The sequence below is a fragment of the Microbacterium sp. Soil_C_42 genome, assembly GCF_057656735.1.
In genome coordinates this window covers 11,001-28,081 of sequence record NZ_JBDGJU010000010.1, presented here as the reverse complement: position 1 = coordinate 28,081, position 17,081 = coordinate 11,001, and the positions used below count along the sequence as shown (strand labels likewise).

Here is a 17,081-nt window from a genome sequence, read left to right as displayed (position 1 = left end):
GGGAGAGCGCGATTGGCGGTGTTCGCGTTAGTAGGGTTCGCAGGCGAGGCCGTCGCCGTCGCGGTCGAGGTCGTAGATGTCGCTGCCGACGACGCGTGCGATGCCGTTGAAGTAGGAGGGACCGTTGCCGCTGCCGCCGGCGCAGTCGACGTCACTGTCGATGGGGACGCACGCGTCGGCGTAGTTGGAGTCGCAGTTCCCTGCCGGCGCTGCGGGGGCCGGGGCGGGCGGGGGTGGTGGTGCGACGTAGGTGCCGTTCGCGATCACCTGGGTGACCGGCTGCGTGGTGACGACCTCCGAGATGAGTTCCCGGTTGACTTCCTGCCCATCGAGCAGGTGCACGCGGTAGGTCAGCGTCTTTTCGCCGTTCTGCCCGGGGGTTCGGACCTGCGCCTGCCCGGCTGCCAGAGCGCCGTCATCGACGCGGGTCTCGGTGAACGGGACCACCTCGGTGACGACCTCGTCTCGGGTACTCGCCACCGGCGTGGGTGTCGGAGTTGGGGTCGGGCGTGACCGGCTCGACTGGTCGGAGTCGTGGGCTTCGCTGGGCGAGGGTGCGGTGGCGAAGCGCGCGGCCTCGTTGCCGCTGCTACCGGTGTTGGGCAGTACCGCAGCGCTCACGCTGCCGGTGACCAGCAGCACCGCGGCGGCCGAGGCCGTTACCACGATTGCGGCTTTCCGGGAGTTGAGGCGCAACCAGGTTCGGCTGCCCTTCGCCAGAGCCACGATGCCGGTGATGAGGATCACCAACGCGATCACGGCCACAACGGGCGAGAGCAGGATGATGGGGATCAGCGCGACTGCGCCGATAAGGATCCACGCCCACACCGGCATCCGACGCGAGACGCGTCCCGTGGTCGGCGGGGTCGGCGGCAGCGGTTCGGACCAGGTGGTGCCGTTGCTGGTGACGTGAGGACCCCATGCGTTACCGTCCCACCAGCGTTGCCGGCTGGCGTTGATCGGATCGGGATACCACCCAGGCGGCTGCATCGACATTGAATCTCCCCAGAAATCCCTCCGACCCTAGCGACCAACGCGTCATCGCCATGACCGAATGTCGCCAATACGAGCCGGCATTGGGTAAAGCTGACGGGACCTTGAGGATTGACCTCGATGGCACCGCGATCCTGCGTCAGGAGGACGGGTTCGGGTGGGGTGTGGCTGGTACGGTCGGCGTCGTGACGCTGGAACTGGGGCCAGACGACAAGCGCATGCGGCTGCGGTATGCCGGCGCCTGCCAGCTGTGCGGGACCACGCTCGATGCGGGGACGGATGCCGTGTACGAGCGCGGCACCCGCACCGTGCGCTGCATCCAGTGCACCAGCACGACGGCGACCGTCGAGCCAGAGACTGGGACTGCGGGCGCCTCCGCTCGCCGCGAATATGAACGCCGCAAACAGAACAGGGAACAGCGGGTCCGCACCGCGCACCCCAAGCTCGGTGGGCTCATCCTGGCGCTCTCGGACGACCCGCAGAGCACCCAGGCGTGGGCGCTGGGTGCCATCGGCGAGGAACTCCTGGCGCAGCGCCTCACCGATCTGCCCGACACGTTCCGGGTGCTGCACGACCGTCGCATTCCTGGTACCCGCGCGAACATCGACCACATCGCCATCGGCCCCACGGGCGTGTGGGTGATCGACGCGAAACGCTACACAAACAAGCGCCCCGCGCTCCACGTCGAGGGTGGCCTCATCCGTCCCCGCACCGAACACCTCCGCGTCGGCGGGCGCGACGGCACCAAACTTATCGCAGGCGTCGAGACCCAGCTTGAGCGCGTCACCGCGGCTCTCGGGGACGAGCCCTCGCCGGTCTTCGGTGTGCTGTGCTTCCTCGAGGCGGACTGGCCGCTCATCGGCGGCTCCTTCACCGTCGACGGCATCCACGTGCTCTGGCCACGGCTCCTCATCAAACGGGTGACCGAAGCCGTGCCGCAGACCATTGATGTCGACACCCTCCACTCGCGTCTCGCGAAGGCATTCCCCGCCGCATGACCGTCCGCGGCACTAATCGAAGACGCGCCGTCCCGCCCTCCTCACTAATGGAGGCACGGTCGACGCGCAGGTCGGTCGATTCGCGACTGCTAGGTTCGATCGGTCCGGGGAGCGAGAAGACGTTGCGTATCGGCGCGCGGAGAAGGAACGGGGAGACCATGCGGGTTGGACAGGTGCTCGTGCCGGTCTGCGCGGTGCTCGCGTCAGCCCTCGTGCTGTCAGGCTGCGCAGCTCTGTCACCGGCAGTCGACCCGGTCGTGGCTGCGCCCACATCGGCATCCAACTCGCAATCGACGGGTGGCGCGCCCGCGTCGGAACAGATCACGTTCGTGTCGGTGGTCGATGGCGACACTATCGAGACCAGCGCCGGGACGGTCCGCATCATTGGCATCGACACGCCCGAACGCGGCGAGTGCGGCGACGATCAAGCCGCTGCCGCGATTGTCAGCCAGCTCGCTCCCGGCGACACGGTGACGCTGGAACTGCCCCGAGGAGAGAATGACCAGGACCAATACGGTCGGCTCATCCGCTACGTCACCACCGCGACGGGTGCCGACCTCGGACTTCTGCAACTCCAAGCCGGCCACGCGGTGGCGCGCTACGACTCAACTGATGGTTATCCGGCCCACCCTCGTGAGACGGACTACCGCGCTGCACAGCTGGCCACCCTCAGCCCAGACGGATCCGTGATCACCGTCGCGTGCAACTCGGCCTCGGCCGTCCCGCCCACGACCGCCGCCGACCGATGGTGGGAGCAGTACTCCTCCTGCACGAAGCTGAAGAAGAACACCGTCGGGCACCCGACCGGGCCCTTCAATCGCGACGACCCAACGCAGGCGGAGCCATACGACTGGTTCGCCAACCGTACCGGCAACGGCGGAGACGGAGATGGTGACGGACTCGCCTGCGAGTAGTCACGACGAGAGGAAGGGCGAAGGCGCTCCCGAGCCTCATACGGGCGACGCCCGTTCGCCGGGGCGCTGCGCCCGACCGTCACGGGCAGTCGTGAAACTGGGAGGGACTGACGTTCCGCCTCGCAGGCGCTAAATCGGATCGGCGTTCACCACTCCGTCGTTGGACACGTGTTCTGTCCAGCGCGTTCCATCCCACCATCGATGCTGGTGACGGCCGTGCGGATCAGCGGCCCACTGGGCGGGAACGGGGGGCGGAGGCGGTGGGGTGGTGGGAGGGGCTGCGGGTTGCGTCGCCGCCGCCGGCACGCCCGTCGTGCTCGTGCCCGATGATGGCTTGCCCTCGCGCGCCCTCGCAGCTTCGTTCGTCAGTTCTGCTTTGGCGCGGTCCATAGCGGCAATCGCTCGGTCCACGGTGGCTTTCGCCGCCACGTAAGGCTGCAACGCTGCAGCCTGCCGCGACGCCAGGCGCCGACCTTCCGCCGCACGTCCTCGTGCCATGGCGGCGCGCGTCTTGCTGCCGACAAACATGCCGACCGTCTGACCCGATGCGCGGTTCTTCAACTTGGCATCCTGGAACTGATCGCGGATTGACCGCTCGGCCTCGGTGAGCTCCCGTTTGTAGTCACGGAGATCCCGGATGCCGTTCGAGATGACGCGCTTGGCTTCGGCTAGATCCCCCGCGTCTGCAGCAAGCTGAGCCTCGGCCTCCGTGGCTGTGGCGATGTCCAGGACGCGCTTGTTCAGGTCGTTCTTCCCCACGGCCACATACTGGCAGAAGTCGCTCAGCGGTCCGCGATCTGACGCCCGCTGAGCTTGAAGTCGAAACCGAGCTCTCCCACCATCCCCAACCGGGCGGTGCTCGGTGAGCGGGCCACTTCGTGCAGAGCCAGGTCAGGATCTCATCTATCCGTGCCGAAGTCCCCTAGTTCACCGGTGACGTTGCTGCGGATGTACGGAGGCGTCGGTACCGCGTCCTCGGCCTCACGCGAGGGGGATGGAAGCATAGCTGCTTTCGAAGATCTTCACGTTGCCGTCGCTCGCCCACAGCTGCAGGCAGTAAAGCCGCCAGTACTTGGTCCACAGCGGGTCGTGCGGCGCGAGATACGCCACATTCAAGCCGAGGCCGGCGGCGTTCTCATGGGAGATCATCTGCCCGTGCGAGTGCCAGCGTTTGGTGTCGCTGAGCTGCTTCGCGATCTCGTCGGCCTGCTCCTCATCCTTGACCATGACCTGCTTGAGCAGGTCCTCCGCGATGGCGCGAGAGCGTTTGGTGATGCGCTCGAGCTTGCGGACGGTGGCCGGCTCCATCTTGCTGAGCATGAGCCGCGCGACAGGGTCCTCCGGATCCTTCTTGAGGTTGTCTGCGTGCGTCTGGAACGCGTCGATGTAGCTCTGCGCGGACAGCGTCGAGACGTGCCCGTTCGAGTCGGGCAGCTCCACCTGCGGGTCGATGGCGCCCAGCTCCGACGAGTCTGACATGACGATGGTGTCCGCGCCCAGAGCGATGAGGGTCGCCGCGCTCTTCGCGTAATCGGGAACGATGACCCGCACCGAGGCGGTCCCCGCTCGCTTGCGTATCAGGGTGATCAACTTCTCGGCCGCGTCGATGTCGCCACCGGGGGAGTGAAGAAGCAGGTCGATGGGGGTGCCGGGTGTCACGTTGTGAAGCAGGTCCACCATGGCGACCACGTCGGTGCGATGGATTTGCATCGGCGTTGGGGAGATGTAGCACAGCAGTGTCGTCCCGGTGAGGGCCTCGATCTCCCTCACCAGCGACTGCCGTGCGTACCGCGCCGCGTTCATGGCCTCGTACAGCGGGGTTTTCGTGGGGATTTTCGGCCCCGGCGTGGGCTGTGGCGTGAGCGTGGGCACGAATCGGAGTGCCTCCGCCGCGGCCGGGTCCGCACGTGCGTCGGGCGGCTCCGGAAGGGAGCGCTCAGTTGTCGGTGTCATCGGGGGTCCGCCTTTTCGATCCAGTGCACGCGCCCCTCGCGTACGACGTAGTGGCAGTGGCCGACGGGGCTGCGCTCGTCGACGCTCGGGTGAAGGGTGAGTGGTATGTCGTTGCTGGTGCGCCACCGTGGCGTGTGGCCGACGTCGAGATTCAGCATGACACGGTGCCCCCGCCGGCACGGGCAGTCGAAGATGAGCCACTTCGGGTGGTCCGATGACCCGACCACGATGGCGTGACGGTGCGGGATGGTTTCAGGGGTGTCTCCGACGGAGGGCGCGGTCAGGTCGGCTTTCCACCGCCGCCAGTAGCGGATGCGGGTCAGGAGATCCAATTCAACCCCAGGAACATGTCGTCGTCGTCGGTGCCCACCGAGTTGGTGTCGGGGTCGCAGTAGTGGTGCGGCCGCGGTGACTCGATGTTGCCGCGGACGGTGCGGTCGTGGATGTACAGGATGAGCTCGGTCGGGGACGGTGTCTCGCCGTATCCGACGAGGCGTTCCAGGAGTTCGCTGACCGCGGTGGCGGCGACAAGGGTCGTGAAGGAGACCACTGCCGGCTCGACTCCGGGCAGGGACGGCGCGTACCCTTCTTTCGCCAGTCGCTCCTGGTCCTCCGGGGTGCGGGTCTCGGCCTCGGCCAGGGCGAGGTCGACGCGGTCCCGGCAGATCAGGCAGGCGGCGCCGGGCTGCAGGGTTGTGACCCGGGCGAAGATGCCGGCGATGACGCCATCGGCCGCGGGGATCTGCACGCCGCAGTCGATGACGGGTGCGAGGTAGAAGTACGGCATCCGGGACAGCCGCAGCCGTCCCGCGTTGTCGTCGGTGCATCCGAAGATGACGTCCGCGCCGCGCAGTGCGCGTGCGATGTCTTCGGTGATGATGCTGCCGTGCAGTCGGACGGTGGTCACGCCGTCGGCGATGCGCTCCAGGTGGTCGCTGAGCACGTCGACCTTGGGGCGGCCGACGTCGGCGAGGGAGGACCCGTACACCCGGGTGGTGTTCGAGGCCGAGAGCGTGTCGGGGTCGATGAGGATGAACGAGCGCACGCCGAGCCGGGCGAGCTGTTCAGCGGTGGCCGAGCCGGTGCCCCCGCAGCCCACGATGCCGACGGTGAGCCTGCCGATGGTCTCCTGGATCTGGTTTCCGAACGCACGGATGCTGCGGTCGAACAGGTCGTAGTCCGAGGCATCGTCGGTGTCGTAGGCCGCACGGTAGGTCCACCGGGATCCGATGGCGGACAGTTGGTGGATAGGACCTTCGAAACCACCGGTGACGGCGCCGCTGAAGGTCAGCGCGTCGCCGCGGCGCCCGACAACCAGGTAGCCGTACACCCCGGTGTCGGTCTGGTCGGCGAACAGATCGGCAAGCTGGTCGTTGACGACCCGGTCGTGGCGGCTGGGCAGCGGGATCGCGCCGTCGCCCGGGTGGCTGTGGACCCAGATCGCCATCAGGCCGCGCTGACGCGCGACCTTCAGTGCATGCACGTACCCGTCCGACGTGACCTGCAGGGACATGTCGGTGCGAACCTCGTACGCGTTGTCCGGAACGGGGATGACCTCGGTTCCCAGAAGCAGAGTGCGGTCTGCGGAGAGTGCGACGGGCTTGGCCAGAAGCACCGCGGCGCTCTCCACGTCGCCGACCGCCATCGTCTTGAGCGCCTCATGCAGGTCGTCGGTCAGTCGCAGGGTGGTGGTCATGCTGCGGCCGCGTCCAGCTCGGTGCGCAGGAGCCGGATGTAGCTTTCCAGCCCGTCGATGCCCGACCGCCAGGTGGCGACGTCGAGGTGGCGTGACCACCGCTGCCAGCTGCGGCCGTCATATGTCTCGATGGATTCGGTGGCGGGGATTGTCGCGCCGGTCACAGGCCGCAGGTGCGGGATCGTCCACCACATGTCCGGCGGGGTGTCCGGGTAGCTGGGGGAGAGCCGGAACAGAATGTTCGCGGTGGTGGCGTTCAGCCCTGGCGGGAGCGGGAAGTCGAGCAGCTCGACGTTCAGCATTCCGTTCTCCTCGAACACCCGGTGCGGGATGCCGGAACGCGCCAGGAACTCCTGGTCCGCGGCGGGGAGCTTCACCGCTGGCTGCCGGGGTTGATGCGACCCGGTGCGGTGAAGAAGCGCATGCCGTCCTTGAGGCGGACGATGTCCTCATCCTGCACCTTCACGTCACGCTTGTCGGGCACGTCGCGCCACAGGTCGCGATCGGCGGCGACGTCGGGGCTAGGCACCGCACGCAGTTCCGTGCCGGTCATCTTCCGCGTGAACACCTCGTAGTCGGTGCGGTCGATGCGGATCGTGATCGGTTCGATCTCGGTGAAGAACCGCATGCCGTCGACGATGTCGATGGTGCTGGCGTCATCCAGGACCTCATCCTGGGCGTCTTCGATGTCGAGCCAGATGTCCTTGCCCGCGGGCACGGGAGGGTCGGTCAGTTGCCGCAGCTGCTCGACAGACGTGGGGCCGGCGGGAAGCTTGTACGGCTTCCCGTCGATGTGGATAGCGACCTTGGTTCCGCGGTTCTCGTGCTGGGTGCTCATGGTGTCCTCCTAGGGCGTCGGGTTGAGCAGGTGATACCAAGATACCACACCACCGCGATGTGTTGACACTTCGGGGACATTGGTGGCAGAATGCATGTATGTCGGGACAGAAAGCAATGACGATCCGCCTCTCGGCTGAACAAGCCGAACAACTGGAGACTGTGGCCAGCGTCGAGAACCAGCCGGTCTCAGATGTCATCAGGGCTGCGATTTCCAGTCACATCGCCACCGTCAGACAGAGCGAAGAGTTTCAAGCAGGATTGCGCGAGCGCATTGAGCGCGCACAAGGTTTGCTCCGCTGACAAGGCACGCATTGATCCACGGGTCCAGCGCTAAGCGCTGGACCCCATTCATAGGCGCGCAGGGCTTACTCGTGCGCAGAGTTAAGGAGGGCTCCCATGGCCAAGGGAGATGTGCACACGTCCTACGACGACGAGTCCCAGAAGTGGGTCAATCGTCGAGAGGGCAACACCCGCGCGTCCAGCACGCACGACACCGCTGCGGAAGCGTCCGAGCGCGGCCGTGAGCTGGCGCGGAACACGGACAGCGAGTGGCTCAAGCACCGCAAGGACAACGGTCAGATCCACGACCGCAACAGTTACGGTGAGGACCCGCACCCTCCCGCCGGCTGACCGTTAGTGGAAAGGCGGCGACGTGCTGCTTCCAAAAGCACTCGTCGTCAGAGCCTCGTGTCGGCGTTCACCCACGCGCTGCAAGGTTCTCCGGCAATGTTGAGGAAGTCGAGTTCGCGACGGCACAATCAGCCTTCTCGCCGACCGCAACGCGCATGACGATATGGCCGCAGGTCCGGGCGAACGGATGACGGTCCTGTTGCGTACAGACGTGGGTCAGCTCGCATCTTCGAGCGTAAGCCGCGCCTGGAGACCGGTGGCGCGCGCGATGGGTGTGCTGACGGCGGTTGTGATGGATTCGATGGATCCGATCACTCGGACGTGGTGTACGGCGCGGGTGACGGCAGTGTACAGCGTCTCGCGGGTTGCGAGGTTCGAGGTGGCCGTGGGGAGGATCAGGGTTACGCGTCCGAACTGGGAGCCCTGGGTGCGGTGTACGGTCATCGCGTACGCGGGCTGTATAGCGCCGAGACGGGCGAGCGGGACGGTGACGGGCTGGCCACCATGGTCGAACCATGCCTGTGTGGCGCCAGATCGGAGATCGGGTGGTGCGGCGACGATGCCGGTGTCGCCGTTGAAGAGGCCGATTTCGTAGTCGTTGGCGGTCACGAGGAGCGGCTCACCGAGATGGTAGGCGTCCAGGTTCGGAGAACGCGAGCCGGACGCGCCGGATGTCGCCCAACGTTTGGCGAGGGCGCCCCAGTGGTGCACGCCGCGCGGACCGCGGCGATGCGCGCACAGGAGCCGGTGACTCTCCAACGCGTGCAGTGCTGCGTGGTGGTCGCCGCGCATAGTCTCGGCACGAACGGCTGCGGCCCATGCTTCGATTTCGGCTTGGACGATGCCCAGCACTTCTCCGCTGGGAGGGGTGGTGTCGTCGAATTCCACAAACTGAATGCCAGTGTCGCTGGCGCGCAGGATGTCTAGGGTGTCGCCGATGTGCCCAGCACGGATTGCTGACGCCAGTGCGCTGATCGCGGAGGAAGCGTGGAATCGGTGGTTGGTGGTCAGTTGGGCGATACCGTCCCGAAGGCGGTGCGCCGGAGTGGGTTCCGCCGGAGTGGATCCGTGGCTGGGGCTGATCGCATCGAGCGCGCCAAGGAACGGGGCGGTGCGTGGCCCTGGAGCGGTGTCGCCGACGATGTCGGCAAGCACAGCACCGGCTTCCACCGACGCGAGCTGATCGGGATCGCCGACGAGAATGAGTCGTGTCGTTGGGCGTAAGGCGTCCAGGAGCCGGTCCATCATGGTCAACGACACCATGGAGGCTTCGTCGATCACGACGACGTCGAACGGAAGCCGGTCGGTGTGGTCATGCCGGAACCCGGAGTGGGGTCCGGTGCGCCAACCGAGCAGCCGGTGCAAGGTGGTGCTTTCGAGCCCGGAGAGGCGGGCCTGGTCCGCGCCAGGGAGTGTCGCCAGCGATCGGGCGACAGCTTCGCCGAGCCGGGCCGCCGCCTTCCCCGTGGGTGCAGCGAGCGCGATCCGCCACTGTGGGCGCTGTTCGCGAAGAAGGGCGAGCAGCCGGGAGACGGTCGTGGTCTTTCCGGTGCCGGGACCACCGGTGAGCGCAGAGACCCCGGGGAGGGCGCAGATCGCTGCGGCGAGGCGTTGGTCGGCATCGGCAGGATCAGGGAAGAGTCGGTCGAGGCCAGTGCGCAACTGTGCGAGGTCGAGGTCGTCGGGCAGCGTTCGAGTCCTCGCGAGTAGCTGATCGGCGACACGCTGTTCTTGGGCGTCATACTTGGCCAACCACAGCAGCGTCCCTCTCTGGCGTAACGGGCCTTCAGTCCCGCTCGTGAGAGCACTGGCCTCGCAGGCGGCCGCCCATGCGCCCGGTTCGGGCCAGGGGACGCCGGGACTATCCGACGTCTCCGCGTCCTCGCCCGCGGAGGTGGTCTGCGCGATCGAGGACAGGTCAATGACGACAGAGCCGTGACGAGTGGCGCGAACAGCGAGCGCGAGGGCGAGGATGACGTTGTCGTCGGTTTCATGGAGGAGAGTGGCGAGGCGGCACGCCACATGCACATCGGCCGGTGTGAGGATCCCGTGTTGGTTGAACGCGGCGAGCACGCCGGTTGCCCGTTGCGCGATGTCCGCGGTCGACGGTCGGGACGTCACTGGTCACCGCCCGCAAGCAGGTCGGAGAGCTCGGTGATCAGGCGTGCGGGTGGCTTCCACGTGAATACGCCTGGGGTGAAGCCGGCGTGGTCGAGCGGGTTCGTTGCGCTCATGCCGCGGAGGAACAGGTAGAGGACGCCGCCGAGGTGCCGGTCCGGATCGTAGCCGGGGCGCCGCCACCGCAGGTAGCGGTGCAGGGCGACGGAGTACAGCACGGCCTGTAGCGGGTAGTGGGCATCGATCATCGCCGTCTCCATGGCGGTGTGTCGGTAGTGCCAGGCGGTGAGCGGTTCGTCTCGGGGGGTGAGCCGGTTGGTCTTGTAGTCGATGACGACATACTGCTCGTCGGTGGCTGTGTCCGCACGTGTGCGCAGGAGCGCGTCGATCGATCCGGTCAAGTAGCCGCGCAGCGTGCGCGCCGCATCCTCGGTGGCGAGTTGGGCGAGCGTGTCGGCGTACCCGGCCATGACCCCATCGGGGACATGTTGACGCCACAGGTCGACCAGCCCGGCAAGGGTGGCGGCTGCGCTGTGGGGGATGTCACCTCCGGCGAGGGGGAGTTCGAATGCCACTTCCCGCATCAGGTCGTTTGCGTTGATCGCGGACCAGGAGCTGTCCAAGAGCGGATGCAGCGGCGTGTCCAGGGCGTGTTGAAGTGCGTCACTGAGCATGGGGGTGTGCCTGTAACCGGGGGATACGGACGTGATCAGTTCGGCGAGGTCACACTCTGGTTGGTATTGCTCGAGGACCCGGTGCACGAGGGTTCCGAATCCGCTTCCACTGGACAGTGTTTCCCACGGGGACGGGAACTGGTGCAGCTCGGCGTCGGGGTGCTCTGCCGGCACGGACAGGAGCGACGTGTCGGCGATGTCTTGCTCGTCGTTCTTGAGTGCCGCATCCAGATCGTCAGCGAAGGGTCTCTCGATGGCGTGTGCCTGGGCTGGATGGTGGGTGAGTGCCGTGTAGGACGTCCGACGCCATCCACGATCGACGGGACGGTCGAAGGACGCAAGACGAAGCTCCACCGCATCCGGGGCAGGCGCAACCCACTGGGGAGGCGCGCTCAGGGTCTGGGATGCGATCGTGCTGACGTGGAGTGCGCCGCGGCTGGTGGTAGCGCGGTCCTCAGCTCGAGCGAGGACATCGCGGTCACTAGGCATCGGCAGCGAGAAGGGTGCGACGCGTGTCGGGTCGGTGTGTAGCAGGATCCGGGTCAAAGGCCCGGATGAACTGTTTTGGGTGGGGGCCCACCACGCGATCACGAGGGCGGCAGCTCGCGTGAGGGTGACATACGCGAGTCGCATCTCCTCGTTCGCATCCTCCTCTTTGTTCGCTTGTACGTGCGCGGCGTTGTCGGGAGCAGAAGGCCCGCCGATGTCTCGCAACCGTTCGCCACCATCGTGGAAGCGCGGGTATATCTGGGGCCGCGGCCGGTGGTCCCAGAGCGAGGGAGCCAGCACAACGGGGAACTCCAGCCCCTTACTCATATGGGAGGTGAGGACTTGCACAGCGGCGGCGTCGCTTTCGAGGCGGCGGCTGCGTTCTATGGCGGCGTCAGCGTGGTCGCGTCGTCGTCGGCGCAGCCAGGACGCGAGCCCGGCCAGGCCGAGGGCATTGCGGGTCTGTTCCTCGTGCAGAACTTCTGCAAGGTGTCGAAGGTCTGTCAGGAGCCGCTCCCCGTCGGGCTGGCGGAGCAGGCGCTCCTGGACGTGCATGTCGGACTGGACACGTTCGAACAGGGCGCCGACACCGTTGTTGATGATGACGGGTACCCATTGCCGCAGGTGCACGGCGAGCGTGTCAACGTGCTCGAGCAAGGTGATTGCCGTCCATCCGACCAGCGCGCTGACCGCCAGACGTCGCACCCGGGCGGTGCTGTGGGGTTGTTCGAGTGCGTCCAGCAGGTACTGCCAGGTGGCGGCTGCGTCGGTGGTGAAGACGCTGGAACGTCCGGACACCACAGCGGGTATACCCGCACGACGGAGACGGCCACGGATCTGTTCCGCTTCGGCGTTGCTACGCACGATCACGGCGATATCGCCGGGAGTGACCTCTCGTACGATGCCGTCCCGTTGCCGCAGCGGGGCGCCGAGGACGTCAACGATCTGCCGGGCCACATCGTCACGGATCGTCGTCCTGGCGGCGTCGGTCTTGATGTCGCCGGAACCAGTCAGCGGGTGTCCGTCACGAGGAACGATCCGCAGCCGGACCGGCGCGCCGGTGTCGATCATGCGGCCTTCGACGGCTGCGGACACCTTGGGGACGGTGATAGCCAGGTCTCCCAGCGCGGCGCCCGCGAACAAGGCGGCCAGACCGTCCAGTACGCCCGGATCACTGCGGTAGTTCGCGGGCAGGGTAGCGATGGTGGTCGCGGCTCGACGAGCGTCGAGATATGCCTGGACATCCGCACCACGGAAACCGTAGATCGCCTGCTTCGGGTCACCCACGAGCACCAAGGCGCAGTGCCCGTGGAAGGCGGTGCGCAGGATGCGCCATTGCACAGGATCGGTGTCCTGGAACTCGTCGACCAGCACGATCGAATAGCGTGCCCGCAGGCGACTGACCGCGACATCCGCCGTGTGCGTGTCGTGCAGCGCAGAGTCGAGGCGGGTGACCATGTCGGTGTAGGTGAGTAGACGTCCGGCGCGTAACCGTCGGGCGACCTCCCCGCGTACCGCAGAGGCGATCCGCGCCCGGAGCTGCACGTCGGCTGGTCCGTTTTCATCGGGTTGGGGCACTAAGGCTGTGACCGCGTCACGAGTGACTTGCTGCGTCAGTTCGCGAAAGTCTCTCGGCGCGAGAGTTGCGTCCTGCGCACCAGGAAACCCCCACTTGCGTGCGTAGAGGTCGTCGGCAACGTCCGCGGCGATCGCAGAGGGGTCCTCGACCAGCAGTGCGTCGGTGTCGTGGTCCACGGCAGTCCCCAGCTCACGGAGCATCGCGTAGCAGAACCCATGCGTGGTCGTCACGGTCGCCCCGTCGAAATCGGTCAGTGCCTGCTCGAGCCGATCGCGCGCGACACCGATCGACGCATCACGGTCCTGGACGAGCCGGCTACGCACCCGATCTCGCAGTTCCCGAGAACTCGCTTCGCTGAACGACACGACCAACAGCTCGTCCATCCGAGCGTGCCCTTCGCTGATGTAGCGAGACACCAGGCGCGCGATGGTGTAGGTCTTTCCTGTTCCGGCGCTCGCCTCCAACACCGACGTCCCCGTGGGCAGCGGTCCTTCGACATCGAAGTGTGGGGGCGCGGTCATATGGTGTCTCGGGTTTCGTATCCCAGTAGTGGACCCCACAGGCGCCTGCTCAGCACGCCGAAGCGGTCGCCTTCCTCGTCCGTGGGCCAACCTTGAAAGTAGTCCTCGGCGCTGGCGGCTTCTCGCATCAGCACCTCGAACGGTGCAGCAGCGCCGAACAACAGCGTGTGAGCATCGTCGGACTGTTCCCCTGGCACCTTCCACGCGTCGTTCCACTGTCGTGCAGCTTCGGAGCGGGCAAGCTGCGGTGGTGTCCCGTTGAGGCGCCGCACGGCGTACGTCTCGGAACTGCGCGGGGAAACGGGAAGGGGTGCGCGCAAGCCGTCCCGGTACAGGGCCACATACTGGCGGATGAGCCGGCCAGCGACTTCGGCGCTGACAGGCCGCAGTGTGCTGCGGGCGCATAGCGTCCGATCGGGGTCGAGTCCGAGCGTTACGGCCCGCCAGGGCTCATTAGGCAGTGTCACGGTCAGGGCGAGGAGTCGCAGCCACGCACTCAACCGGTGCCGGGGACGGAGGGCTGCGTACCCGATCGAAGCGAGGCAGGTGCCGCGGACGTTGTTGACAGTGCCGAGCAGTCGGGTCCCGTCGCCTAGGTCGACCTCGATGTCGTATGACTCTGGTTCTTCGAGGAGCAGCGTGTCGGCAGCGCGGGCGATCGCCTGTGCACGGGGCCCGACGTCACTCAGTTCCCGGGTGCCGAGCGGACCAGGTGGGAGGGTGCCTCGGGCGAGCTCACGGTCGCGGATCCGGGCGATGTCATTCCCCGTGAGCAGCTCACGCAACACCCGATCCCCCAACGCCCACTGCTGTAGCGTGGTCAGCTCGAGCGGGAGAGAGTCTTCCAGTCCCTCATCGACCTCGGTGGTACTGATCTGCAGTCGTTGACGCAGAAACCCCCGTGCAGGATGGCACAGCAGGGCCATGAGGTCCTCCAACGACACATCGGCGAGCGTCAGTGTCGGCAATGGCGCATCTGTCAACAGGGGAGGGGCAGAACGGTCCTGCGTGGCCGAGATCGCACCGGCATGCGCGCGTGGATCGAAACTAAACGGGCGAGCGGTTGCCATGGCCCCAGTGATGAATGCACGCGCATCGAAGGGTTGTAGCGGATGGTGGGTGGTGACCGTTTCCCGCGCTGACCGTCCGTCGGCGCCAATCGCGGTGCGATCGAGGGCATCGAATAGCTCGCCAAGGGGAACAGCTGGGGGCACCGGGGCGCCGGTGCGTTGGTCGTACCCGGTGTAGATGACGATGAGCCGTTCGCTGGCTGCCCCGATTGCATCCAGGAACAGTTGGCGATCCTCGCTACGCGGGTCGCGGTCGCCGATCCACGGGTCGCGGGCGAGCAGATCATCTCCGTCGCGGACACTCTGACGAGGAAAGGCCCCGTCATCCAATCCCAGCAGAACCACTACACGATGGGGAACCGACCGCATCGGTACGAGCTCGCACACAGTGAGAGCGCCGGTACGGAACCCGGCCCGGGTCGGACGTCCCGCCAACGCCTCCCGCAGCGCCGGGCGGATCTCCTGCAACGTCAACACCAAACGTGAGGCCGCCCCGCCAGCGTTGTCGATGAGCACCTCCTGCAGCAGCTCGCGAAGTTGGAGAGCCTGCCACGGCGCGTCCGGGTCCGGCAACGTCAGGCCGGTTGTTACCTGGTGAAGAATGTCCGCCCACTCCGCCGCGGTGTGCGGTTGTGTGAGCAGGACCTGTGCGGCATCCAACCGGTCGAGCAACTCGGCGAACCGTCCCAGCAGGTCCAGGTCAGCGGAGTCGATATCGTCCGCGGGGAGCAGTTGCGCCACTGGGCGTGTGTCGTCACTGGCTGCATCGAATGCGGCGCCAAGCAGGAGCCTGTCCAGTCCGCTCTGCCAGGTGCCATCAGCGACCCTGGACAGCTGCCACTGACTCCTATCCGCATCGTTAAATCCCCACCGGACATTCGATGCGCGCGTCCACGCGCGCAGCTGCTCGCGCGTTTCGTCATCCCAGCGGAAGCGGCGGGCAACCGCAGGCAGCTCGGCGAACCCGAGCACCTCGTTGGCGGTATGACGTGCCGTGCCGAACTGGAGGAGCGCGTCCAGGACGGCCAGCACGGGATTGGACTGGTGCAGGGCACGATCGGCGATGTGCACTCGAATCTGCTCGGCCGGGTGGGGCTCGTGACCTGGGGATTGAGGCCCGAACACCGCTGATAGCAGCGGCGCGAAAGTCTCGATATCGGGGCACATGACCAGGAGATCTCGTGGCTCGAGAGTGGGATCATCCGCCAACAATCCGACGACGACTTCGCGGAGCACTTCCACCTGGCGGGTGCGACCGTGACAGGCATGCACCTGGACACTGCGATCTGCGGCAGCCAGAACGGTGAGTGATTGGGGAACCGTATCGCTCGCTAGGTCTTCCCGAACCATTCTCAGCAGGTCGGCGTTTCCGGTTCGCGCTGGTGAGGGGTGGTGGATCGACGTGTGGGCCGGCGCGTAGGTGCGCAGCAGCATCTGCAGTTCACGAACGTCACGGGACAGACTGCGCAGAAGCGGATTGGAGAGCGATGTGATGTCCTCGGATCGGCGCACCGCGACGGGAGAGCGGCAGACGGACTCCCACAGAGCAGGGGAACTGTGGTGCAGCCATAGGTGCACATCCCGGTGCTCTGCGAGGGCGTGGAGCATCTCGAGGTCGCGTCGGGTCACCCGGCTCGGGCCAAACACGCTCAGACGGCGAGGCAGCGCCGCCCGCTCGGGGTGGGCTCTCACATCTTCGACAAGCTGTGCTTGCAGGTCGACCGGAGAGGTGCCCCCGAGCTTGTCCACCACGCCGCGCCAAAGTCGGGGTTGCCACTGCTCAGCAGCGGCGATCGTGGAACCCTCGGACAGGACATACTCGCCGGCTGCCCACCGTTCAAGCATCTCCTGCCGGGAGTGGGAGTACGCGTCGAACAACCTAGCAACCCGAGTCGCGAAACCTAGCCGTCGATCCGGCACTTCTCGTTCGCCTGTGCCGTTCGGAAACAGGTACTGGCGTGGCAGTCGGCACCAGTTCTCATCGAGATTCTCGTCCAGAACGGCAAGGACCGACCAGGTCAGGCGTGGTGGTGCCCACTCCGCCAACCTTTGCCCAATAGTGGGCGAGCTCTCGGCGGCTACATCCTCAAGCAGTTGCCGAGGGGAGGGGAAGGCGACATTCGCGCATACCCCATCCTTGGGCGCAATGACGCCGACTCCGGAAGTCCCTAGATGCAGTGAAAGGCGTTGCGTCACCCAACGCTCCACCCCCTTCGCGGGTACCGCGACGATCTCGGGCGCAAAGGGATCTTCCAGGGGGTCGGCGAGTAACCGCGCGAGCTCCTCCGCGAGCACCATCCCGGTCTCTGCTCGATGGACGACAAACATGCCTCACCCCTTACCTGTGAGGGTAACGGGTGCTGAGCTGGCGTCTAACACTGGTCGCGACCGAACCGTCCGCACGCGCACAGCTGAGCAGAGGTGAGTGCGCCCGCGAGCCGGTCGTTGATCGAGGCGCCAACGATGGCGGCCGCGCCATCGGATCTGTGGCACCAGCGGCTACGGATAGCCGGGTCGATGAGGTGCACGATGAGGGCTTGGTTTGCGAACGCCAGGTCCAGATCCACGGACGCCGCCCGAGGACGAAGCCCGCGCTGACGAAGATC

The 17,081-nt window shown here is 66.5% G+C and carries 14 protein-coding genes; 4 read left to right on the top strand and 10 right to left on the bottom strand.

Translation table 11 applies throughout. From position 1 onward, the window contains the following. Window positions 1-27: 27 nt before the first annotated feature. Window positions 28-996: a G5 domain-containing protein gene (locus AC3A46_RS08460; protein ID WP_487664758.1), complete on the bottom strand. Its 969-nt coding sequence runs from the start codon at window positions 994-996 to the stop codon at window positions 28-30. Between AC3A46_RS08460 and AC3A46_RS08455 the strand changes: the two genes are divergently transcribed. Next, window positions 996-1,991: a nuclease-related domain-containing protein gene (locus AC3A46_RS08455; protein WP_487664757.1), complete on the top strand. Its 996-nt coding sequence runs from the start codon at window positions 996-998 to the stop codon at window positions 1,989-1,991. The two genes, AC3A46_RS08460 and AC3A46_RS08455, sit on opposite strands and share 1 nt — an antisense overlap. Before the next feature lie 158 nt (window positions 1,992-2,149). Further along, window positions 2,150-2,905, top strand: a complete 756-nt coding sequence (locus AC3A46_RS08450) for a thermonuclease family protein (protein ID WP_487664756.1) — start codon at window positions 2,150-2,152, stop codon at window positions 2,903-2,905. 129 nt (window positions 2,906-3,034) lie between these two features. On the opposite strand, the gene AC3A46_RS08445 is transcribed toward AC3A46_RS08450, so the two are convergent. The 6 genes from AC3A46_RS08445 to AC3A46_RS08420 all read right to left on the bottom strand — a co-directional run bounded on the left by AC3A46_RS08445 (window position 3,035) and on the right by AC3A46_RS08420 (window position 7,392). Continuing rightward, window positions 3,035-3,664 carry a DUF2510 domain-containing protein gene (locus AC3A46_RS08445; protein ID WP_487664755.1) on the bottom strand — a complete coding sequence of 210 codons (630 nt, stop codon included), beginning with the start codon at window positions 3,662-3,664 and terminating at the stop codon, window positions 3,035-3,037. 222 nt (window positions 3,665-3,886) lie between these two features. Then, window positions 3,887-4,777 carry an SDH family Clp fold serine proteinase gene (locus AC3A46_RS08440; RefSeq protein ID WP_487664754.1) on the bottom strand — a complete coding sequence of 297 codons (891 nt, stop codon included), beginning with the start codon at window positions 4,775-4,777 and terminating at the stop codon, window positions 3,887-3,889. Window positions 4,778-4,854: 77 nt separating this feature from the next. Continuing rightward, window positions 4,855-5,190, bottom strand: a complete 336-nt coding sequence (locus AC3A46_RS08435; protein ID WP_487664753.1) for a ubiquitination-like system serine protease family protein — start codon at window positions 5,188-5,190, stop codon at window positions 4,855-4,857. Further along, window positions 5,178-6,554: a ThiF family adenylyltransferase gene (locus AC3A46_RS08430; RefSeq protein WP_487664752.1), complete on the bottom strand. Its 1,377-nt coding sequence runs from the start codon at window positions 6,552-6,554 to the stop codon at window positions 5,178-5,180. The genes AC3A46_RS08435 and AC3A46_RS08430 overlap by 13 nt, the downstream gene beginning before the upstream one ends. Next, complete coding sequence (locus tag AC3A46_RS08425) at window positions 6,551-6,931, bottom strand: E2/UBC family protein (protein ID WP_487664751.1); 381 nt, start codon at window positions 6,929-6,931, stop codon at window positions 6,551-6,553. The genes AC3A46_RS08430 and AC3A46_RS08425 overlap by 4 nt, the downstream gene beginning before the upstream one ends. After that, window positions 6,928-7,392, bottom strand: coding sequence for a multiubiquitin domain-containing protein (locus AC3A46_RS08420; protein WP_487664750.1), 465 nt, complete (start codon window positions 7,390-7,392; stop codon window positions 6,928-6,930). The genes AC3A46_RS08425 and AC3A46_RS08420 overlap by 4 nt, the downstream gene beginning before the upstream one ends. 98 nt (window positions 7,393-7,490) lie before the next feature. Between AC3A46_RS08420 and AC3A46_RS08415 the strand changes: the two genes are divergently transcribed. Continuing rightward, window positions 7,491-7,694, top strand: a complete 204-nt coding sequence (locus tag AC3A46_RS08415; RefSeq protein WP_487664749.1) for a hypothetical protein — start codon at window positions 7,491-7,493, stop codon at window positions 7,692-7,694. 96 nt (window positions 7,695-7,790) lie between these two features. Continuing rightward, complete coding sequence (locus AC3A46_RS08410; RefSeq protein ID WP_487664748.1) at window positions 7,791-8,024, top strand: DUF2188 domain-containing protein; 234 nt, start codon at window positions 7,791-7,793, stop codon at window positions 8,022-8,024. A gap of 216 nt (window positions 8,025-8,240) precedes the next feature. Here the strand turns inward: AC3A46_RS08410 and recD are convergent, their stop codons facing one another. Genes recD through recC form a run of 3 tightly spaced genes read right to left on the bottom strand, consistent with a single transcriptional unit; the run spans window position 8,241 to window position 16,803 of the window. Beyond that, the gene (gene recD / locus AC3A46_RS08405; RefSeq protein WP_487664747.1) at window positions 8,241-10,097 is read right to left on the bottom strand and encodes an exodeoxyribonuclease V subunit alpha; all 1,857 of its coding nucleotides are present in this window, start codon (window positions 10,095-10,097) and stop codon (window positions 8,241-8,243) included. A gap of 44 nt (window positions 10,098-10,141) precedes the next feature. Next, window positions 10,142-13,405 (bottom strand): UvrD-helicase domain-containing protein, encoded by a 3,264-nt coding sequence (locus tag AC3A46_RS08400; RefSeq protein ID WP_487664746.1) that lies wholly within the window; start codon window positions 13,403-13,405, stop codon window positions 10,142-10,144. Beyond that, a complete protein-coding gene (recC, locus tag AC3A46_RS08395; RefSeq protein ID WP_487664745.1) occupies window positions 13,402-16,803 on the bottom strand; it encodes an exodeoxyribonuclease V subunit gamma in 3,402 nt (1,133 codons plus the stop codon). The genes AC3A46_RS08400 and recC overlap by 4 nt, the downstream gene beginning before the upstream one ends. Window positions 16,804-17,081: the final 278 nt, after the last annotated feature.

Excerpts from the sequence above, each read along its gene's own strand:
- AC3A46_RS08460 (WP_487664758.1), bottom strand. The coding sequence starts at position 996 with ATGTCGATGCAGCCGCCTGGGTGGTATCCCGATCCGATCAACGCCAGC.
- AC3A46_RS08415 (WP_487664749.1), top strand. The coding sequence starts at position 7,491 with ATGTCGGGACAGAAAGCAATGACGATCCGCCTCTCGGCTGAACAAGCC.
- AC3A46_RS08420 (WP_487664750.1), bottom strand. The coding sequence starts at position 7,392 with ATGAGCACCCAGCACGAGAACCGCGGAACCAAGGTCGCTATCCACATC.
- AC3A46_RS08450 (WP_487664756.1), top strand. The coding sequence starts at position 2,150 with ATGCGGGTTGGACAGGTGCTCGTGCCGGTCTGCGCGGTGCTCGCGTCA.
- AC3A46_RS08430 (WP_487664752.1), bottom strand. The coding sequence starts at position 6,554 with ATGACCACCACCCTGCGACTGACCGACGACCTGCATGAGGCGCTCAAG.
- recC (WP_487664745.1), bottom strand. The coding sequence starts at position 16,803 with ATGTTTGTCGTCCATCGAGCAGAGACCGGGATGGTGCTCGCGGAGGAG.
- AC3A46_RS08400 (WP_487664746.1), bottom strand. The coding sequence starts at position 13,405 with ATGACCGCGCCCCCACACTTCGATGTCGAAGGACCGCTGCCCACGGGG.
- AC3A46_RS08410 (WP_487664748.1), top strand. The coding sequence starts at position 7,791 with ATGGCCAAGGGAGATGTGCACACGTCCTACGACGACGAGTCCCAGAAG.